Genomic DNA, 18,287 nt, shown 5'->3' on the forward strand with positions numbered 1-18,287 from the left:
CTGTAGCCGACGCGGGTCGCGGTCACGCCGGGCTGGTGGCGGAACAGCTCCTCCATGCCCCAGAAACACCCGCCGGCCAGAATCGCCTTTTCCGTCATTTCCTTCTCTCCCGTCGGGAATCCGTGTACAGGATGACGCTGCGGAGCCGGTCGCTATTCCGGTCGCCGGGGGCCCGGTCAGAACTCCGTAATATCTTCCTCCGCCGCGGCCGAGACGAACAGTTCCAGCAGCGTCCGCAGGGCCTGCGAGGGCGGGCGCTTCGCGGAGACGACGACGGTGAGCGGCCAGGTCAGGGACGTTTCGGCGACGGGGATCGCCACGACGCCGGGGATGCCCAGACGCGCCGTGCCGGGCAGGACCGCGACGCCGAGGCCGGCGGCGACGTAACGCGGCACCGTCCGCAGGTCGGCGACCTCGGCGGCCACCCGCCGCGAGAGCCCGCGCGCCGCGAACTCCCGGTCGACGGCCAGCCGGTTCCCGAAGCCGCGCGGACAGTCGACGAACAGCTCGCCGTCCAGTTCCGGGAGCCGGACCGACTCGTGCCCGGCGAGCGGATGGCTGTCCGGCAGCACCGCGTAGTACGGCACGCTGGCCAGCTGCGTCGCGTCGAGGCCGCCCAGCTCTGCCCGGGAGAGGCCGAGCAACGCGACGTCGAGCCGGCCGTGGCGGATGTCCTCGGCGAGACCGGACGAACCGGTCAGGGACACCGTCAGATGCAGGTCGACCAGCGGGTGCCTGCGGTGGAACGCGCCGAGCAGCACCGGCAGGTCGAACGCGTTCATGCTGGTCAGCGTGCCGATCCGGAGACTCCCGCGCAGACCGGCGGACGCCTGCTGCACCACCTCGCGGGCCCGCTCCACCGATTCCAGCGCCGCTTTCGCCTCGGGCAGCAACAGCGCGCCCGCGGTGGACAGCGCGACCCGGCGGGTAGACCGGTCGAACAGCGTCGCGCCGAGGTCGGTCTCCAGCGCGCGGATCGTCGCCGAGACCGTGGACTGCGTGGCGAACAGCCGCTGGGCCGCCCGCGTGAAGCTCAGCTCCTCGGCGACTGCCACGAAGTACTCTAGCTGCCGCGTCTCCATGCCCGGATTATCGCGGATCCCGATAACTGTGACCAACACTTTTCGTTGGACTTGATGAGTGCGGCGGGGGATCGTTCCAGGGGCAGGTTCCCGTTTGGAAGGTCGACATGGTCACCACAGCTCCGCCCGCTCTCACCGCCCCGGCCGGATGGCGCGTCAGCCACGGCTGGGGATTCCGGGTCATCGCTTTCGCGTTCGCCGCGTGCCTCGCGTTCTCCACCGTGCCCACCCCGCTGTACGCGATTTACCAGCAGCGGGACGGGTTTCCGACGTTCCTGGTCACCGTCGTCTTCGCGGCGTACGCAGTCGGCGTGATGGCCAGCCTCTACCTCGCCGGGCACGTCAGCGACTGGCTCGGCCGCCGTCGCGTGATCCTCGCTTCGACGCTCGCCGAGGCCCTGTCGGCGGTTCTGTTCCTGCTCTGGCCGGAGGTCCCGGGCCTGCTGATCGCGCGGTTCGTGTGCGGCGTGGGCATCGGCGCGCTGACGGCCACCGCCACCGCGCACCTGTCGGAGCTGCGGGCCGTGACCCGGCCGGACCAGGACCTCGGCCGCTCCGGCTTGATCGCCACCGTGGTGAACATGGGCGGGCTCGGACTCGGCCCGGTGGTCGGCGGGGTCTTCGCGCAGTACATCGACAGCCCGCTGACCAGCACGTTCGTCGTGTTCCTGGTGGTGTTGCTGGTGGCGGCGCTCGCGGTGTGCCTGGTGCCGGAGACCGTCGAACGGCGCGAGGAGCGCCCGGCGTACCGGCCGCAGCGGGTGTCGCTGCCCGCCGGGGCGCGGCCGGCGTTCGTCGGCGCGGCGATCGGGGTGTTCGCCGCGTTCGCGATCACCGGGCTGTTCATGTCGCTCGCGCCGACCCTGCTCGCCGAAGGACTGCACGAGCACAGCCGGATGCTCGCCGGGGTCACCGCGGGCTCGATGCTGGGCGCGGCGGCGGTGGCGCAGGTGGTCTTCGCGTCGATGGCGTCTCGGTCGCAGCTGCGGCTGGGGTTCGTGCTGATGCCAATCGGGCTGGCGGTGCTTTCGGTGGCCGCGTTGCTGCCTTCGCTGGCCCTGTTCCTGGCCGGTTCGGTGATCGCCGGGAGCGGGATGGGGCTCGGCTTCCGCGCCGCGGTCGGGACGGTGGCGGCGCTGGCCGATCCGCTGTCCCGGGGCGAGGTGCTGGCGGGGATCTTCCTGGCGGCGTACGCCGGGCTGGTGGTGCCGGTGCTGCTGGTCGGCATGACGCTGCTGTGGGTGCCCAGCCCGCTCGCCCTGGTCGGCTTTTCGGCGGCGGAGCTGGTGCTGCTGGGGTTCTCGGCCTGGCGGGTGCTGCGGACCGCTTGACGGTCCATGGCCGCCGGAAGTCCGCGAAGGGCTCCTTGAGGGAACCAGATTCCCGCAAGGAGCCTTTCACCGGACAGCAGCCGGCCGCGGCTCGCGTCAGGCGACCTCGGTGGAGCGGGTCCGGGCAGCGCGGGCGCTCCACCGCCCGTCGTGGCGGTCCACGCGGATCGGGTGGCCGAACGCCCGGCTGATGCTCGCCGTCGTCACCGCCTGGTCGATCGGTCCTGACGAAACCTCCGAACCGTTCGCGATCAGCAGCGCGTGCGTCGTCGTTTCCGGCAGTTCCTCCAGGTGGTGGGTGACCACGATGGAGGCGAGCCGGGGATGGGTCCTGGTCAGCAGGTCGATTGTTTCGAGCAGCTGCTCGCGGGCCGCGACGTCCAAGCCGGTGGACGGTTCGTCGAGCAGCAGCAGCCGGGGGTCGCTGATCAGCGCGCGGGCGATCAGGGCGCGGCCGCGTTCGCCCTGGGAGAGCGTCGGCCAGCGTTCGCCTGCCTTGCCGGCCAGGCCGAGCAGATCGACGAGTTCGTCGGCCTGCGCGAGGTGCGCCGGGGTGGGCTGCCAGCGCGGCGGCGTGTCGATGCTCCCGGTGACGCCGGTCAGCACGACCTCCCGGACGGTGAGCGGCGAACGCAGCGGATGCCGCGGGTCGACGTGCCCGATGCTGCGGCGCAGCGCCTGCAGTTCGACCCGGCCGAGCCGTCCGCCGAGGACGTCGACGGTGCCGGTGGTCGGATGCGTGACCGCCCCGCAGAAACCGAGGATCGTGCTTTTCCCGGCTCCGTTCGGGCCGAGCAGCGCCCAGTGTTGCCCCGCCCGCACGGTCAGGTTCACGCCGTGCAGGATTTCCTTGCCCTGCCTGCGGAACACCACGTCGGTCAGCTGCAGCACGACCTCGCTCACGAAAGTGCCTCCTTCAAGGCGGTCAGGTGCGCCCGGCTCAGTTCCGCGGCGGCGGACGCGTCTTTGTCCGCGATCGCCTCGACGAGCGCCAGGTGCGCGGCTTGGTCTTCCTCGGGGGCGGTGATCGGCCGGGCGCGCAGCAGGTCCGTCATCGCGCGGTGGACGCGCGGGACGAAACTGTCGAACAATTCGATCAGCACGTCGTTGTGCGCGGCGACGAGCACCGTGCGGTGGAACGCGGTGTCGGTGTCCACCAGGAGTTCGACGTCCGGGTCGCCGATCGCGCGGGCGGCGAGCGCGCGCCGGATCGCGCGCAGGTCGGTCGGCGTCCGGCGGTGCGCGGCGAGGGCGGCGGCTTCCGCTTCGATGGCGATGCGCGCTTCGAGCACCGCGCCGATGGCGGCGCGGTGCAGCACCGCGTCCCACTCCTCGGCGACGTCCAGCGCGGTCACGAAAACCCCGGAGCCCTGGCGGGAATCCAGTACGCCTTTGCCCGCCAATTCGCGGATCGCTTCGCGCAGCGTCGAACGGCCGACGCCCAGTTGCGCGGCCAAGGTCGTTTCCCCGGGCAATTTGCGGCCGAGCGGCCATTCGCCGGCGCGGATGCGTCCCAGAAGGACTTCGGCGGCCTGCGCGGCGAGCGGGTGCCGGTGCACGAGAGGGGGCATCGGGGGGCTTTCTGGTCGGGCCGGGCCACAGGAGCGAGGCTACTGCGGGACATTCTTCCGGCGGGGTGTCGAGTGTGGAGCGTCACTAGTCTACTTGTCTGAGAAGTAGTTGATTTTCTGACCCGTTCGGGTGGGTTACGGTGTTTCGATTGCCGGATTTCGCCCGCGCCGGGTGAGGATCGGCCGCATGCGTGCCAGGAAAATGGCCGTCGCGGGCGGAGCAATCGCCGCGGCGGTGTGTGCGGTGGCGTTCGTGGCCGGTCCGGGCGCGAGCGCCGCTCCGTTGCCCGGGGGCTTGGGTCCGTGCGCCGGCGACGCCTGCCCCGGCAAGTACCCGCCGGTCGGCAACGGCCCGTTCGCGGGACGGGACAACGGCATCAACGTCTTCGCCGGCGGCGACTTCCTCGTGCGCGAAGGCGCGGCCGAGGCCGAGGGCCGCGTCGTCGTGCTCGGCGGGTTCGACATGGCGAAGCGGGCCGGAGCGTCCGCGATCTACAACGTCGGCATCGCGGGCGTCGGCTCGCGCGTGCCCCCGCCGGACGGCGGCGATTTCCTCACCACCGGCAAGAACGTCACCGTCGCGCCGAACCAGCGGCTGCTCGCCGAAGGCGGCGTCGTGCGCTACGGCGGCACCGTCACCGGGACCGTGACCGGCACGCTGAAGCAGGACCCGAACGCGGCCGACCCGTACCAGCAGCTCCGGCCGCAGCTGCAGGAAGCCAGCACCTGCTACAGCAAGTCCGCGGCGACCGGGACGGCGAAGAACGAGGGCTACCGCACGCTGTTCACCGGCGACGGGAAGTCCGCGCTGCAGGTGTTCACCGTCGACTTCGACCTCACCGGCCCCGGCGGCGGCATGCAGGGCCTGGAATTCGCCGGCATCCCGGCGGGCGCGACCGTCCTGGTGAACCTCGTCGGCGGCAACCGGGTGATCAACACCTACACCGGCGACCTCGCCGACCAGGACCCGATCAACCGCCTGCGCGAGAAGCTGCTGTGGAACTTCCCGGACGCGTCGAAGGTGAAGATCGCCGGGCAGGCGCAGTTCCAGGGCAGCGTGCTGGTCGGCAACCCGTCCAGCGACACGACGGTCACCGCGTCGGGCACCAACGGCCGGTTCTTCACCGCGGGCAACCTGCTGCACACGTCCGAGGGCGCGGCGGGCGGGCAGGAGTTCCACGCCTACCCCTTCGATGGGGATCTGCCGGACTGCACCGCCCCGACGACGACGTCCACGGCGCCGACCAGCATGACGTCGACGTCGACCAGTTCCAGCACCACCAGCTCCAGCACCACGACGTCGACCACGACGACTGAGCCGACGAGCACCACGTCGTCCAGCACGACTTCGTCGAGTGCCACCTCGTCCAGCAGTTCGACGACGCCGAGCGGTCCTTCGGAGACGTCCTCTTCGACCGCGCCGACGTCGTCCTCGGCCAGCAGCACAAGCCCGGCGTCGTCCAGTTCGTCGTCTTCGGAGGCCCCGGCCCCGATCACGAGCGACAACTCCGGCGGCGTCGCCCCCGGAACCGGCCCGTCCGGCCAGGGCCCGCTCGCGTCGACCGGCGCGGACATCCGCGGCTACCTGATCGGCGGCGGCGCGTTGCTGCTCATCGGCGGCGCGCTGGTGGCGGCAGTGGCGGTGCGCCGCAAGCGCTCCTGACGAAAGCCCTTCACGGACCGCCAGCCCGCGGCGGCAACCCTAGGCCGGGAGAAATCCTGGCGGCGGGGCGGTCCGTGAGGGGAACCCTGACGGAATCAGATTCCGTGAGGGTTCCCCTCACGGCGTTCGGTGGCGGGGAGGGGAGTTAGCGTGCGGCGGGGAAGGGAGTTAGCGGGCGGCGGGGGTGCGTGCGGCGCGGTACTCGGCAGCCTGGGCCTCGTAGGCGCGGAGTTCTTCTTCCCGATCCGGCACGTCCTGCGGGGTACCGTCCGGCTGGTCGGCGAAGAAACCGCGCAGCGCCGCGTTCGCGTCGGCGGCCAGGTGGCCGGTGCGGGCGAACATCGCTGTCTCGTAGCGGGTCAACGCGGCTTCGACGCTTGGCTCCTCGTGCAGCGCGTGCGCCAGTTCCGCGCCGTCGAGCAGTGCCAGGTTCGCGCCGTGCCCGCCGAACGGGGCCATCGCGTGCGCGGCGTCGCCGAGGACGGTGATGCCGGGGACGCGTTTCCAGGTCAGGGGAGCGGGCAGTGCGGTGAACGCGCGCGCCACGTAGTCGCCGTCGTTGTCGGTAAGCAGCGGACGCACTGCCTCGCCCCAACCGCGGAACTCGCGCAGCAAGAATTCCCGTACCGAGGCGCGGTCGGTCAGGTCGACGCTTTCCCGTGCGGCCCAGTCCTCTTCGGCGCGGAAAGCCACGTAGCCGCGGATCACCCCGTTGCTGTTGCGCTGCACGATCACCGCCCGGCCGGCGCTGTCGGTGGTGAACAGCTGTCCGTTGCCGGTCAAGGCCGCGATCTCCGGGTGCCGGGTTTCGACGTCGTCGAACCGGACGTCCAAAAAGGACACGCCGAGGTATTCCGGCATCGCGTCGGTGAGTCGGCGGCGCACCTTCGACCAGGCGCCGTCCGCGCCGAGCACGAGGTCGGCGTCCACTGTGGATCCGTTGGCGAAGTGCAAGCGGTGGACGCCGTTTTCGGTCGTCAGGCCGGTGAGTTTGTGTCCCCAGTGGACGGTGCTTGGCGCGAGCTGTTCGTACAGCATCGTGCGCAACTGGCCGCGGTCGATTTCCGGGGCCGCGGTGTCGTCGTCGGCGGGGATGAACTCCTTCAGCAGGGTGCCGTGGTGGTCGCGTCTGGTCATGGCTTGGCCTTCGGCGCGGGCCAGCGCGCGGAAGGCGGGCAACAGCCCAGCGTCCTCCAGGGCGATCTGCCCGCTGTCGGCGTGCAGGTCGAGTGTGCCGCCGGGATCTCGTGAGTCCACGGCGGTGTCGGCGTCGTACACGGTCGCGGCGATGCCGTGGCCGTGCAGGACGTGCGCGGCGAGCAGCCCGCCCGGGCCGCCGCCGACGATGGCGATGCGCGGTGTCTCGTTCATGGTCTTCCCCTCTCGTGCCGGTGTGGTCTGCCGCCCAGCATAAGTGGAACCATGCAAAAAGTGCAACTGTACAACTTAGTGAGTCATTGCACTTTGGCTGGACGCTTCGCCTCCAGTCCGGCGAGCACGATGCCGAGTGCGTAGCCGAAGCTGTCCTCGACAGTGCTCCCGGCCGTCTGCCGTTCCCGCAAACCCTGCGCCATCAGCGGAAACGGGATGCTTTCGATGGTCGCCTTCCGCGAACGCGGCGCAATACCCGGGCGCAGTCGGCGCTGCTCGCGCCGGGGCCGCACGTCGACGCGCTACGCGAGGTTGTCGCGGAGCGGTACGAATTCCCTTACCCTGCCGAAGAACCAGCCGGGCTGCACAGTCCGGACCGATCCCTTGTGGACGATGACGGCCGGACCACACTCGCACCGGACGCGGTGTGCTCGATCCGGAGAGCCGCGATCTGGCCGCAAACGGGTCGAAGCGGTGCCAGCGGCCACTGCCGGATCATCCTGCTGCGCCCGGACGGCGTCATCGCGTGGGCCGGAGGCGAAGCCGAGTTGAAGGTCGCACTCGACACCTGGTTCGGCTAGGCGTTCGCGCGGCTCCGCCACAGCAGCCAGCCGAAGTACGGCGCCCCGATCAGCGCGGTCACCAGGCCCGCCGCGATCTGGGTCGGGGCGAGGACGGTGCGTCCCAGCGTGTCCGCGACGCACACCAGCACCGCTCCCAGCGCGGCCGCCACCGGCAGCGAGCGCGAGTGGCGGGAACCCACCAAAGCGCGCGCGGCGTGCGGGGCCACGAGCCCGACGAATCCCAGCGCGCCCACCGCGCACGCGGCCGCGGCGGTGAGTACCGCGGCGAGGGCGGCGAAGGCGAGGCGAGACCGGTCCAGCGGGACGCCGAGCACCCGCGGCACGTCCTCGTCCAGCGAGACCAGGTCGAGCGTCCGCGCGCTGGACAGGGCGATCGGCAGGGCGATGACCAGGCACAACAGCACCGGCAGGACCTGGCTGAACTCCCGGCCGTAGGTCGATCCGGCGAGCCAGGTGAGCGCGAGATGCGCGTTCCACGGCGAGGTCGCCACCACGACGAGCGTCGTGATCGCCTGCGCGCCCGCGCTGACGCCGATGCCGACCAGCACGAGCCGGTCCGACGACAGCGCGCGGCCGCTCGATCCGCGACCGGTGGCGAGCCAGTGCACGAGGGCGAACGTCGCGAACGCGGCGACGGTCGCCGCTCCCATCATCGGCCAGATCCCGATGCCCGGCACCAGAAGCACGACGCTGATCGCGCCGACGCTCGCGCCGGGCGTCACGCCGAGCAGGCTCGGTTCGGCCAGCGGGTTGCGGCAGATCGCCTGTACCAGCGCGCCCGCGACGGCCAGCGCGGCCCCGCCGAGCAGTGCGGCGAGCATCCTCGGCCAGCGCAGGTCGAGCGCGAACGACACCTCGGTGCCCGACACCCCGCGCAGCCAGTTCAGCACGTCGCCGAGCAGCACGATCCGGTCGCCCAGCAGGAGTGCGCCGATCACCGCGGCGACGAGGCCGGCCGCCAGCACGACACCGGTCCCGGCCACCCAGCGGCGAGACCGGACGGTGCCGTGCGTGCCGCGCGCGGACGGTGTTCCAGACGGTTGCCGTCGCGCCAGCCAGACCAGCACGGTCGCGCCGGCGAGAGTCGTCACGACGCCGGTCGGCACCGAAACCGCTTTGTCCGCGGGGACGAGAGCGCGCAGCAGGACGTCGGCGGCCACGACGACCAGCGCCCCGGTCAGTCCGGAGAGCGGCAGCAGCAGCGGATGTTTGCCGAGCCCGGGCACCCGGCTGGCCAGCAGCCGCGCGATCACCGGCGCGCACAAGCCGACGAACCCGATCGGTCCGGCCACGGTCACCGCGACCGCCGAAAGCAGCACCGCCACGACGACGGCGAAGGTGCGGGTGCGGCGGACGTCGATGCCCAGCACGCGCGCGTGGTCGTCGCCGAGACCGAGCACGTCGAGCCGGTGTGCGAGCAGGAGGGTGGCGACGATGCCGACCGCGATCACCGGGGCGGCAAGGGAAACCTGCCGCAGTCCGGATTGGACAGTCGTGCCGCTGCCCCAGCCGAACAGGCCCGCGGTCCGCTCCTGGAACAACATCAGCAGCACCGACGTGAGCGCGGTCAGCGCCAGCGCGATCGCGGACCCGGCGAGCACGAGCCGGGCCGCGCCGCCGCTGCTGCTGCGCGCGACGAGCAACACCAGCCCGGCCGCCGCGAGACCGCCGGCGAAGGCGACGATTCCGTTGACGTAGAAGGGAAGCGAGATCCCGAACGCCGCGACGCCGACCACCGAGACGTACGCGCCGGCGTTGACCGCGAGCGTGTCCGGCGAGGTGAGCGGGTTCCGGGCCACCGACTGCAGCACGCAGCCCGCGAACCCGAGCGCCAGCCCCACGAGCAGTGCCGCGGCCAGCCGGGGGATCCGGCTGGCCACGAGCACTGCCACCGCCTGGCCGCGCGCGTCGTCGTCCGTGCCGGGGAAAACGGCGCGCAGGAGTTCACCGAGCCCGACGTGCGACGTGCCTTGCAGCAGGTGCACAGCGGACAGGACGAGCAGCGCGACGATCCCGGTCACGAAGACGGCCGGCGCCGTGAGCCGCGGCTTGCCCGCGGCGAGCGGCCGGGCGGACGCGGGGGCTGGTGCGGTCATCGGATCAGCGCGTCAGCGCGCCGGTGAGCGCGTCCACGTAGGCGATCGCCGACTTCGGGCCGCCGAACATCCAGATGCCGTCCGGGATCCGGTGCAGCTTCGCGGCCTTGACGAACGGCAGCTGCTTCCACACCGCGTTGCCCGCGAGATCCTGGGTGAAGACGTCGGCTTCGGAGTCGTTGGCGGCGTAGACGAACGACGTGGCCGGATCGGTGATCTTGGTCAGGCCTTCGACATCGGTGGGCGCGAGGCCGTAGACCTTGTCGCCCTCGCCGGTCCACTGGTTGGCGGTGCCGAGCTGGTCGGCGATGCTGCCGAGGAACGAGCCCTTCGTGTACATCCGGACGGTGACCGTGCCGGAGGTCGAGTAGCCGTCGGCCATGACGAACTTGGCCCCGGACTTGCCCGCGTCGGCCAGCTTCTTCTTGCCCTCGGCGACCTTGGCGTCGAATTCGGCCAGCAGCGTGCGGCCCCGCTCCTGCGTTCCGGTCGCCTCGGACAGGATGGTCACGGTCTTGCGCAGGTAGCCGATCGGGTCGGTCGAATCGGAGCCGCGCAGGGTGAGCACCTTCGTCCGCTTCGAGAGCTGCGCGATCACGTTCTCCGGCAGGTCGGTGGTGGTGACCACGAGATCCGGGTGCAGCGCGGCGATCGCGTCGAGGCTCGGCTCGCCGCGGGTGCCGACGTCCGGAGTGGACGCGGCGAGCGGCATCGCCTTGTCGTAGGTGTTGTAGCCCTTGACGTCCGCCGCGCCGATCGGCTTGACGCCCAGCGCCAGCAGGTTCTCGGTGAGGCCCCATTCCAGCGACACGATCTTGGCGGCCGGACCCGGGAGGTCGACCTTGCCGCGCTCGTCGGTCAACTGGACCGGGCCGGCCGGCTTCGCGGCGGCGGCCTGGTCCCCGGCGGCGGGGGCTTCGGTGGTGCCGCACGCGGCGAGGGCGAACGTGGCGAGCACGGCCGCCGCGGTTTTGCGGAACGGCCTGCGGGCAGGACGGGACACACTGGACACGGGGGTTTTCCTTTGTACTAGGGGACGGGTCAAGCTGAGCGGACCGGCCGCGGCCGGGAGGTGTGCCGTCCGACCGGGCGCGTGCGGACGTGCCCCTCGTCGTCGACGTGGACGTCGATGCGCAGGCCGTAGACGTCGCTGAGCGCCTCGGCGGTCAGCACGTCGGCCGGGCGGCCGGTGGCGCGGACGGAACCGCGGCACAGCAGCACCACCTCGTCGGCGACGGCGGCGGCCTGGTCGAGGTCGTGCAGCACGACGCCGACCGCGACGCCGTGCTCGTCGGCGAGGTCGCGGACGAGGTCCAGCGTTTCGATCTGGTAGCGCAGGTCGAGGAAGGTGGTCGGCTCGTCGAGCAGGACGACGCCGGTGTCCTGGGCGAAGCAGGTGGCCAGCCAGACCCGCTGGAGCTCGCCGCCGGACAGTTCGTCCACCGGGCGCTCGGCCATTCCGTCGACGCCGGTGTGCCGCATCGCGCGCTCCACCAGTTCGGGTCCCTCGGGATCGCCGGAGCCGAAGCGGCCGCGGTAAGGATGGCGGCCGTAGGACACGACGTCGCGCACGCGCACGCCGCCGGGCGTGGGGCGCGACTGGGTCAGCAGCGTGACGTGGCGGGCGAACTCCTTGGGGGACAAGGCGAGCGCGTCCTGCCCGGCCAGCCTGACCTCGCCCGCGGTGAGCGGATGCAGCCGGGCGAGCGAGCGCAGCAGCGTCGACTTGCCGGAGCCGTTGGGACCGACCAGGACGGTGACCGCGCCCGCGCGCAGGACGATCCCGGCGTCCTGGACCACCGGTTTCGCGCCGTAGCCGAGCGCGAGCCCGGTGCCGGCGAGCGCCGATGCTTCCGGCCAGGGTTGACTCATGAAGGGTAGCCTAACCTGATCGAGTGAAATTCCGAAGCCGGACACTGCGGCGGTGTCGGACGTCACGGGCGTTTTGTACCGGGCGGGCCCGCCAGGATGTGAAACGCCTTTGCCGCGTGCCGTTGCCGCTCTAGCTTCTGATCGGGTCAGAGGTTTTCGGATTTCCGGGTGACGAGGGGAGCCGGTGCGTGGCCACGGGCGAACTCGCGACGACGACGCTGCCGGTCGGGGCAGGCTGGCTCGGGTCCCGCATCGGCGAGCGCACGGCGCGGGGCGTGGCCGGGACGGTGTCCGGCCTGATCCGCGACGGGGAGGTGCCGCCGGGCACGCGGCTGCCCACCGTGCGGGCGCTGGCCGCGGAGCTTTCGGTCAGTCCCACGACGATCGCCGAAGCGTGGTCGCAGCTGCGCGCGGCCGGGTTGATCGGCACGGGACGGCGGCGCGGCACGATAGTGCTGGAACCTCCGTCGAGCCCGCCGCCGGAACGCGCGTTTTCCGGCTGGCAGACCGTCGACCTGGAACACGGCCTCCCGGATCCTGGACTGCTGCCGCCGCTGGAGGACGCCGTCGCGGCGGGAGTCCACATGGAACGGTTCGGCGGTCCGGTCAAGAACTCGATCACCCCGCAGTTGCGCGCCGCGGTGAAGCCGGCGTGGCCGTTCGCCGCCGAATCGTGGACCGTCGCGGCCGGCGGGCAGGACGGGATGGCGCTGGCCTGCCAGGCAGTCGCGCGGCCGGGCGACGTGATCGCGCTGGAAGCGCCGACGACGCCGTGGCTGCGCGAATTGCTGCGCCGGTCGCGGATCCATGCGGTGCCGGTGCGGTGCGACGAGAACGGTCCGTTGCCGTCCTCGCTGGCCGCGGCGTTGGAACATCGGCCGGTGGCGTTCGTCTACCAGCCGCGTGCTCAGTCGCCGCTCGGGCATTCGGTTCCGGCGGAGCGGCTCGCGGAACTCGCCGCCGTACTGTCCGAAGAGGACGTCGCGGTGATCGAGGACGACGATTTCGGGCCGTTGGCCTCGGCTCCTTCGCTGAGCCTTGGCGCCCGCCTGCCCGGCCGGGTGTTGCTGGTGCGGTCGTACTGCACCGCGTTCGGGCTGGAACTGCGCAGTTGCGTGATCGGCGGTTCGGCGGTGCTGGTGGAACGGGTGCGGCAGCAGCGCGGGCCGGGGTCGGTGTGGTCGAGCCGGATTCTTCAGGACGCGCAGGCGTTTCTGCTGACCGATCCCGGCAGCGCGGAGTTGCTGAACCGGGCGCGGCATCGGTACGCGCATCGGCGGACGGCTTTGACCGAAGCGTTGCGGGAGCACGGGATTTCGGTGCGGGCCCGGGACGGGTTGACGTTGTGGGTGCCGGTTCCGGAGGAGTCGCGGACGGTGATGACGCTGGCGGCCAATGGGGTTTCCGCCGGGTCGGGGACGCGTGCGGGCAATCCGGGGACGCCGCACATCCGCGTGGCGACCGGGCAGCTGCCCGACGATCCGGCTTTGGTGGCGGACCTGGCCCGGATGATCGCCCGGGCCGCCCGCCGGGGGTCGTGAGGTGCCTATGCCGGTTCTAACCGGCATAGGCACCTCACGACCCCCGGCTTCGCGCACCCTTGCCACCGACTATCCACTGTGCACTAACGGAGCAAGTGCCGGTCCAGGAACGGATTCCGGAACTTCCCGGCCGGATCCAGCTCCGCCGCCACATCCCGGAACTGCCGCACCCCTTGATGATCCAGATCCAGCGCCGCACCGTGGAACAGCTTTCCCCAATGGGCGCGAACGCCGAAGGGGCTGAGCTTCTCCTCGATCAGCGGCAGCACCGCCTCCACTTCCGGCTGCCGCTGCTGCCAGGTGAAATGCATCGCCACCCGGTCGCCGTCGTAGGCTGGGCTCAGCCAGTGGCCGTCGCCGGCGACGGTGCGGATTTCCGACACCACCAGCAGCGGCGCGATCCGGTCGCCGATGCCGCGCACCGCCTCGAACGCCGCGACCGCGTGCGCACGCGGCACGAAGTACTCGCTCTGCAATTCCGTTCCGACGCTCGGCGCGAATTCCAGGCGGAAATGCGGCAGCCGGTCGTACCACGGTCCGGGAACTCCGCCTTGCGCGGTGGTGTTTTCCGCCGAGATGCCCGCTGCGTGGGCGGGGTGGCGCGGACCGTCGGCGGGAAGCGCGCCGAACAGGGCATCGGGGATTTCCGCCGGGACGCGGTTTTTGAGCAGGACTTGGTCGACCACGTCTCGTGCCCAGTTCGTGAACAGGCTGACGCTGTAGCCCGCGGCTTGGATTTCGTCGAAGTGCTCCAACGCGGCGGACCACGGGAGGGCGTCGAAAACGTCTTGGCGGACCGAGAAAGCCGGCTCCAGATCGAGGCTGAGCCGGGTGAGAACGCCGAGCGCGCCGACGTTCACCACCACTGCGGGGAACTCGGCGTCGGAGCGCGAGAACGTGCGCAGGGAGCCGTCAGCGGTGAGGAGTTCGACTTCGGACACTGCCGAGGCGAGGCCGGGAAGTCGCTGTCCGGAGCCGTGGGTGCCGGTCGCGACGCTGCCGGCGACGGTGATGTGGGGGAGTGACGCCAGGTTGGCCAGCGCGTACCCGGCTTCGTGCACTTGCGCGACCACGTCGCCGTAGCGGGTCGCGCCGCCGACGGTGAGCGTCGCGCCGGTGATCTCCGGGGCGATCCCGACGGCGGAGAGATCGAGTTGGAGGCCGTCCGGGCTGTCGGCGACCGTGGTGAAGCTGTGCCGGCTGCCGAGCGCCTTGATCCGGGCTGAGCCGGCGACGAGCTCTCGCGCTTCGGCCAGCGTGCGCGGGGCGACGACCTCGCGTGCGCGGTAGGTGAGATTGCCAGCCCAGTTTTCGATCACGAGCGCCGAGCCTAACCGGCTCCGGCGCGGCAGACTGGGGACAGGCCGACCGAGGAGAACCCCATGCATTCCGCTGGACTCGTCCTGCACCCGCGCCGCGATGCGAAAGCCGCGGTCGACGCGGTGCTGGACTGGGCCGCCGAGCGCGGGATCGAGATCCTCGGCATCGCGGACGAGGTCGCCAGGGTCGACTGTTCGGCGACCGCCGTCCAGCCCGCCGAACTGGGCAAACGGTCGGATCTGGTGGTCAGCCTCGGCGGCGACGGCACCATGCTGCGCGCGATGCGGCTCGCCGACGGGCAGCACGCGCCGGTGCTCGGCGTCAACCTGGGGAAGCTCGGCTTCCTCGCCGAGGTCGACGTGCCGGACCTGCCACTCGCGCTGTCCGCGATCGACCGCGAGGAGTTCACCGTCGAGCCGCGGCTGGCGGTGGACGCGCGGTTCGGCGGCCGGGTCGAGACCGCGTTCAACGACGTCGCGGTGGTGCGCGTGCCGGGCGACGGGAGCGCGGTGGTCGCGGTGCTGGTGAACGGCGAGCAGTTCGTGAGCTACGCCGCCGACGCGGTAGTGGTCGCGACGCCGACCGGCTCCACCGCGTACAGCTTCTCCGCCGGAGGGCCGATCACGAGCCCGGCGGTGGAAGCGCTGCTGGTCACGCCCGCCGCGCCGCATTCGGCGTACAGCCGCGGCGTCGTGCTGTCGGTGCACGACACCGTGACACTGGAGGTGCTGCCGTCGAGCGGGCGGCTCGCGGTGGAGGTCGACGGACAGGTGGCGGGATACGTCGGGCCCGGCGAAACGATCGACCTGCACGCCCGGCCGAACGCGGCCCGGGTGGTCCGGCTCGGCATGACGACGTTCTACCAGCGTGCCCGGCGCAAGCTGCGGCTCACTGATTCGGCGGAGATTCCGCTGTCCTGAGCAGGCCGCGCGTTCGGCGGGTAATCGTGCGCTGACCTGCGGTGATCCCGTTCGCGCTGTGCCCGCTGTCACTTGCCGGTGACATTGCCGTGTCCAGTTCGTAATGTCGTGGCGGCTTTGCGACCCGAACGAGGAGACGGTGGTGCGAGGTGTCCGGTAGACATCGGGACGGATCGAAGTCGTGGCGGCTGCCGGCCGCGGCGGGCGCGCTGGCCGCGGGCGCCCTGGCGGTGCCGGTGTGGCTGGCCGCCAGTTCGGCCGAACCGGAGCAGTTCCCGGCCGCGGCCGCGGAGATGCACGCGTTCAGCGCGCCGCGGCCGTCGAGCAGCGTTCCCTCCACTGCCTCGACGCCGCCGGCGAGGTCCTCCAGCGCTGCCCCGGCGACGTCCTCGTCTTCTTCGCCGACCAGCGAAACGACCCCTCGTGCTTCGGAAACTCCGGCGGCGAAAGCGTGTTCGTCCACTTTGGCCGGAACGCGGCCCGCGGTGGCCCGGGCGGGCAATTTCCTCAAGGAGAAGTTTTCGGTGGACACGGTCGGCGGCCGGGCCGGACGGTCGGGCGCGAGCGACCATCCGGCCGGTCTCGCGCTGGACTTCATGGTCGATCCGAAGACCGGAAACGCTTTGGCCGCTTATGTTCTCGCGCATCAGGACGAGCTCGGCGCGAAGTACGTGATCTGGCAGCAGCGCTACAACGACGGCAGCGGCTGGTCGGCGATGGAGGACCGCGGCGGCGAGACCGCGAACCACTACGACCACGTCCATGTTTCGTTCGAGCGCGGCGCGAAGGTTTCGCTCACCTGCTGACACCCGACTTTCGAAGGTGGGCCGGATTCGTCCCGAAGAGCACACTGTGCGCTGCCGAGTGGTCACCGTCCGCACGTGGTGGCCTTCCTTCGCTGCGTGAGGAGCTCCGATGGCGGGCAGGTTCTCGATCCGGCTCACCCTCAGCGCCGTCGGAGTGCTGGTCGCACTCGGCGGCACCACGACCGCCGCGGCCGCCGCGGTGCCGGACGATCCGGTTTCGTGGCGCGTGCCCGCTACGCCCGCCGAGGCGGCTTCCTTGGCTCGCGCCGGGTTCGACGTCGCGGGGACCAGCCAGGGCGTGGCCTATGTCATCGGGGACCAGTCGGTCGCCGGGCAATTGCGGAACCGCGGCTACGCACCGGAATTCTTCGACACCGTCTACAAAGGAGTGCCGCAACGCGCCGCGGGCGACACCTTCTACGGCGGCTACCGCACTGTCGCGGCACAGGAAGCGCACCTGGCGAAAGTCGCGGCGGCGCATCCGGATCTGGCGACCGAGTACACGATCGGCCAGTCGTGGCGGAAGACCCAGGGCAAGGGCGGCCACGACATCAAGGCGATCTGCCTGACCAGGAAACAGGACGGCGACTGCACGCTGTCCACGAAGTCCCCGAAGCCGAAATTCGCGCTGATGGCGCAGATCCACGCCAGGGAGATTTCCACCGGCGAACTCGCCTGGCGCTGGATCGACTACCTCGCCGACGGGTACGGCGGCGACGCCACCGCGACGTCCATTTTGGACACCACCGAGGTGTGGGTGGTGCCGATCTCGAACCCGGACGGCGTCGACATCGTCGCTTCCGGCGGGAATTCGCCGAAACTGCAGCGCAAGAACGCGAACACCAGCCGGGGCAATTGCGGGGGGACGAACATCGGCATCGACCTGAACCGCAACTCGACCTTCCGCTGGGGCGCGGACTCGAACTCGCCGTGCGCGGAGACCTACCAAGGCGTGAGTGCCGGATCGGAACCCGAGGTGCAGGCGCTGGAGAAGCTCTTCCGCGCGATCTACCCGCAGCAGCGCGGCAGCGGCGACAACGACCCGGCTCCCGACACCGCGCGCGGCACGATGATCACGTTGCACAGCTACGGGAACGACATCATCGTCCCGTGGGGCTTCACCTCGGACCCCGCGCCGAACGACGCCGCCTTGCGCAAGCTCGGTGCGAAGTTCAGCGACTCGAACGGGTATTTGGTCGGGACCAACGCGGAAACCGTGGGCTACTCGACCAGCGGCACGACGGACGATTTCACCTACGGTGCGCTGGGAGTCGCCAGCTACACGTTCGAGGTCGGCGGGCAGAGCGGCAGCTGCGGCGGGTTCCTGCCGCGGTATTCGTGCGTGGACAGCACGTTCTGGCCGAAGAACAAGGGCGCGTTGATCACGGCGGCGCAGTCGGCGGCGGCTCCGTATCGGCAGTGAGGCGCGGTTGAGCGAGCGCGGTGCACCCAGGCAGGGGACGCCTGGGTGCGCCGTAGCGTGTCCGGAGTGGACTACCTGCGGTGGCGCGACGACATGCGCCGGGCGATCGACGGCTATCTGCCCCGTATTCAGGCCATCTTCGCCCGTTTTGGCCAGCTTGAGCCGGACACGGTGACGGACGAGGCCGATCCGGTCGCGCTGCGGAAAGCCCGGGAGGCCGATCCGCCGCTGCCGCCGTCGCTGCTTGAGCTGTACGCGTCCATCAGGGAAGCCAGCTTCGAGCACCTGCACAACGCTTACTTCATCCACTCCCTCGACTGGGTGCTGGACAGCCTGCATCGTTCCGACATTCCCGCCTGGGCACCCGAGGTCACCACCGAGCGGCTTGCCGTCTTCGCCTCGGACGGCGGCGGACGCACGTTCGCGGTCGGGTACCGCAGCGGGACCGTCTTCCGGCTTCCCGTCGGCGGCGTGGTGGACCAGGTCTACGAGGGTTCGATCGACGCCATCGGCCCCGGCGGGATCGCGAAGGACATCCCGGACTTCCTGGACCGGCTGCTGCGCATCGCGGAAGCCTTCAGCGACGAGGACTACCAGGAACACCTGATCATGTGAGGTGTCGTCACCTTCAGTTACCTCGTCGCTCGATCTACCTCACCCCACCGATCAGGTAAATGTCACCATCCCGGGGCTGTCATATGTACGTA

General features: G+C 70.9%; 17 protein-coding genes. 8 read left to right on the forward strand and 9 right to left on the reverse strand.

The features are described 5' to 3' along the window. Positions 1-98: peptide-methionine (S)-S-oxide reductase (locus tag BM362_RS45210; RefSeq protein ID WP_208865538.1), on the reverse strand; the 98-nt coding region annotated here is incomplete at its 3' end. Positions 99-176: 78 nt separating this feature from the next. Next, complete coding sequence (locus BM362_RS45215) at positions 177-1,082, reverse strand: LysR family transcriptional regulator (protein ID WP_067593944.1); 906 nt, start codon at positions 1,080-1,082, stop codon at positions 177-179. Positions 1,083-1,189: 107 nt separating this feature from the next. On the opposite strand from BM362_RS45215, the gene BM362_RS45220 reads away from it, so the two are divergent. Next, complete coding sequence (locus BM362_RS45220) at positions 1,190-2,413, forward strand: MFS transporter (protein WP_067593941.1); 1,224 nt, start codon at positions 1,190-1,192, stop codon at positions 2,411-2,413. A 96-nt stretch (positions 2,414-2,509) separates the two neighbouring features. Here BM362_RS45220 and BM362_RS45225 read toward each other — a convergent pair whose 3' ends face one another. Together BM362_RS45225 and BM362_RS45230 are read right to left on the reverse strand one after the other, a co-directional pair. Next, on the reverse strand, positions 2,510-3,316 hold the full coding sequence (locus BM362_RS45225; RefSeq protein ID WP_067593938.1) for an ABC transporter ATP-binding protein: 807 nt from the start codon (positions 3,314-3,316) through the stop codon (positions 2,510-2,512). After that, positions 3,313-3,984: a FadR/GntR family transcriptional regulator gene (locus BM362_RS45230; protein WP_093577324.1), complete on the reverse strand. Its 672-nt coding sequence runs from the start codon at positions 3,982-3,984 to the stop codon at positions 3,313-3,315. Before BM362_RS45230 ends, BM362_RS45225 begins: the two co-directional genes overlap by 4 nt. 187 nt (positions 3,985-4,171) lie before the next feature. Here BM362_RS45230 and BM362_RS45235 point away from each other — a divergent pair, with 187 nt between their 5' ends. Beyond that, the gene (locus BM362_RS45235; RefSeq protein WP_093577325.1) at positions 4,172-5,647 is read left to right on the forward strand and encodes a choice-of-anchor A family protein; all 1,476 of its coding nucleotides are present in this window, start codon (positions 4,172-4,174) and stop codon (positions 5,645-5,647) included. 168 nt (positions 5,648-5,815) lie between these two features. Here BM362_RS45235 and BM362_RS45240 read toward each other — a convergent pair whose 3' ends face one another. Then, complete coding sequence (locus tag BM362_RS45240) at positions 5,816-7,018, reverse strand: FAD-dependent oxidoreductase (RefSeq protein ID WP_093577326.1); 1,203 nt, start codon at positions 7,016-7,018, stop codon at positions 5,816-5,818. A gap of 386 nt (positions 7,019-7,404) precedes the next feature. Between BM362_RS45240 and BM362_RS45250 the strand changes: the two genes are divergently transcribed. Continuing rightward, entirely contained in the window at positions 7,405-7,599 is a 195-nt protein-coding gene (locus BM362_RS45250; RefSeq protein ID WP_067593927.1) for an aromatic-ring hydroxylase C-terminal domain-containing protein, read from the forward strand. On the opposite strand, the gene BM362_RS45255 is transcribed toward BM362_RS45250, so the two are convergent. The 3 genes from BM362_RS45255 to BM362_RS45265 are packed head-to-tail and all read right to left on the reverse strand — an operon-like array spanning position 7,596 to position 11,570. After that, positions 7,596-9,698, reverse strand: coding sequence for an iron ABC transporter permease (locus BM362_RS45255; protein ID WP_093577327.1), 2,103 nt, complete (start codon positions 9,696-9,698; stop codon positions 7,596-7,598). The two genes, BM362_RS45250 and BM362_RS45255, sit on opposite strands and share 4 nt — an antisense overlap. 4 nt (positions 9,699-9,702) lie before the next feature. Further along, positions 9,703-10,710, reverse strand: a complete 1,008-nt coding sequence (locus BM362_RS45260; RefSeq protein ID WP_208865535.1) for an ABC transporter substrate-binding protein — start codon at positions 10,708-10,710, stop codon at positions 9,703-9,705. A gap of 29 nt (positions 10,711-10,739) precedes the next feature. Then, positions 10,740-11,570, reverse strand: a complete 831-nt coding sequence (locus BM362_RS45265; protein WP_093577329.1) for an ABC transporter ATP-binding protein — start codon at positions 11,568-11,570, stop codon at positions 10,740-10,742. Between the two features lie 188 nt (positions 11,571-11,758). On the opposite strand from BM362_RS45265, the gene BM362_RS45270 reads away from it, so the two are divergent. Further along, positions 11,759-13,111 (forward strand): aminotransferase class I/II-fold pyridoxal phosphate-dependent enzyme, encoded by a 1,353-nt coding sequence (locus BM362_RS45270; RefSeq protein ID WP_093577330.1) that lies wholly within the window; start codon positions 11,759-11,761, stop codon positions 13,109-13,111. A gap of 83 nt (positions 13,112-13,194) precedes the next feature. Here BM362_RS45270 and BM362_RS45275 read toward each other — a convergent pair whose 3' ends face one another. Then, on the reverse strand, positions 13,195-14,430 hold the full coding sequence (locus BM362_RS45275; RefSeq protein ID WP_093577331.1) for an FAD-binding protein: 1,236 nt from the start codon (positions 14,428-14,430) through the stop codon (positions 13,195-13,197). A 63-nt stretch (positions 14,431-14,493) separates the two neighbouring features. On the opposite strand from BM362_RS45275, the gene BM362_RS45280 reads away from it, so the two are divergent. The 4 genes from BM362_RS45280 to BM362_RS45295 all read left to right on the forward strand — a co-directional run bounded on the left by BM362_RS45280 (position 14,494) and on the right by BM362_RS45295 (position 18,195). Then, positions 14,494-15,351, forward strand: a complete 858-nt coding sequence (locus BM362_RS45280) for an NAD(+)/NADH kinase (RefSeq protein ID WP_093577332.1) — start codon at positions 14,494-14,496, stop codon at positions 15,349-15,351. A 149-nt stretch (positions 15,352-15,500) separates the two neighbouring features. Further along, positions 15,501-16,157, forward strand: a complete 657-nt coding sequence (locus BM362_RS45285; protein ID WP_093577333.1) for a VldE C-terminal domain-containing protein — start codon at positions 15,501-15,503, stop codon at positions 16,155-16,157. Between the two features lie 109 nt (positions 16,158-16,266). Further along, positions 16,267-17,580, forward strand: a complete 1,314-nt coding sequence (locus BM362_RS45290) for a M14 family zinc carboxypeptidase (protein ID WP_067593910.1) — start codon at positions 16,267-16,269, stop codon at positions 17,578-17,580. 66 nt (positions 17,581-17,646) lie between these two features. Next, positions 17,647-18,195 (forward strand): hypothetical protein, encoded by a 549-nt coding sequence (locus tag BM362_RS45295; protein ID WP_093577334.1) that lies wholly within the window; start codon positions 17,647-17,649, stop codon positions 18,193-18,195. Positions 18,196-18,287: the final 92 nt, after the last annotated feature.

Source organism: Amycolatopsis rubida (assembly GCF_900115345.1).
GTDB classification, from domain to species: domain Bacteria; phylum Actinomycetota; class Actinomycetes; order Mycobacteriales; family Pseudonocardiaceae; genus Amycolatopsis; species Amycolatopsis rubida.

Excerpts from the sequence above, each read along its gene's own strand:
- BM362_RS45215 (WP_067593944.1), bottom strand. The coding sequence starts at position 1,082 with ATGGAGACGCGGCAGCTAGAGTACTTCGTGGCAGTCGCCGAGGAGCTG.
- BM362_RS45220 (WP_067593941.1), top strand. The coding sequence starts at position 1,190 with ATGGTCACCACAGCTCCGCCCGCTCTCACCGCCCCGGCCGGATGGCGC.
- BM362_RS45230 (WP_093577324.1), bottom strand. The coding sequence starts at position 3,984 with ATGCCCCCTCTCGTGCACCGGCACCCGCTCGCCGCGCAGGCCGCCGAA.
- BM362_RS45235 (WP_093577325.1), top strand. The coding sequence starts at position 4,172 with ATGCGTGCCAGGAAAATGGCCGTCGCGGGCGGAGCAATCGCCGCGGCG.
- BM362_RS45240 (WP_093577326.1), bottom strand. The coding sequence starts at position 7,018 with ATGAACGAGACACCGCGCATCGCCATCGTCGGCGGCGGCCCGGGCGGG.
- BM362_RS45255 (WP_093577327.1), bottom strand. The coding sequence starts at position 9,698 with ATGACCGCACCAGCCCCCGCGTCCGCCCGGCCGCTCGCCGCGGGCAAG.
- BM362_RS45265 (WP_093577329.1), bottom strand. The coding sequence starts at position 11,570 with ATGAGTCAACCCTGGCCGGAAGCATCGGCGCTCGCCGGCACCGGGCTC.
- BM362_RS45280 (WP_093577332.1), top strand. The coding sequence starts at position 14,494 with ATGCATTCCGCTGGACTCGTCCTGCACCCGCGCCGCGATGCGAAAGCC.
- BM362_RS45290 (WP_067593910.1), top strand. The coding sequence starts at position 16,267 with ATGGCGGGCAGGTTCTCGATCCGGCTCACCCTCAGCGCCGTCGGAGTG.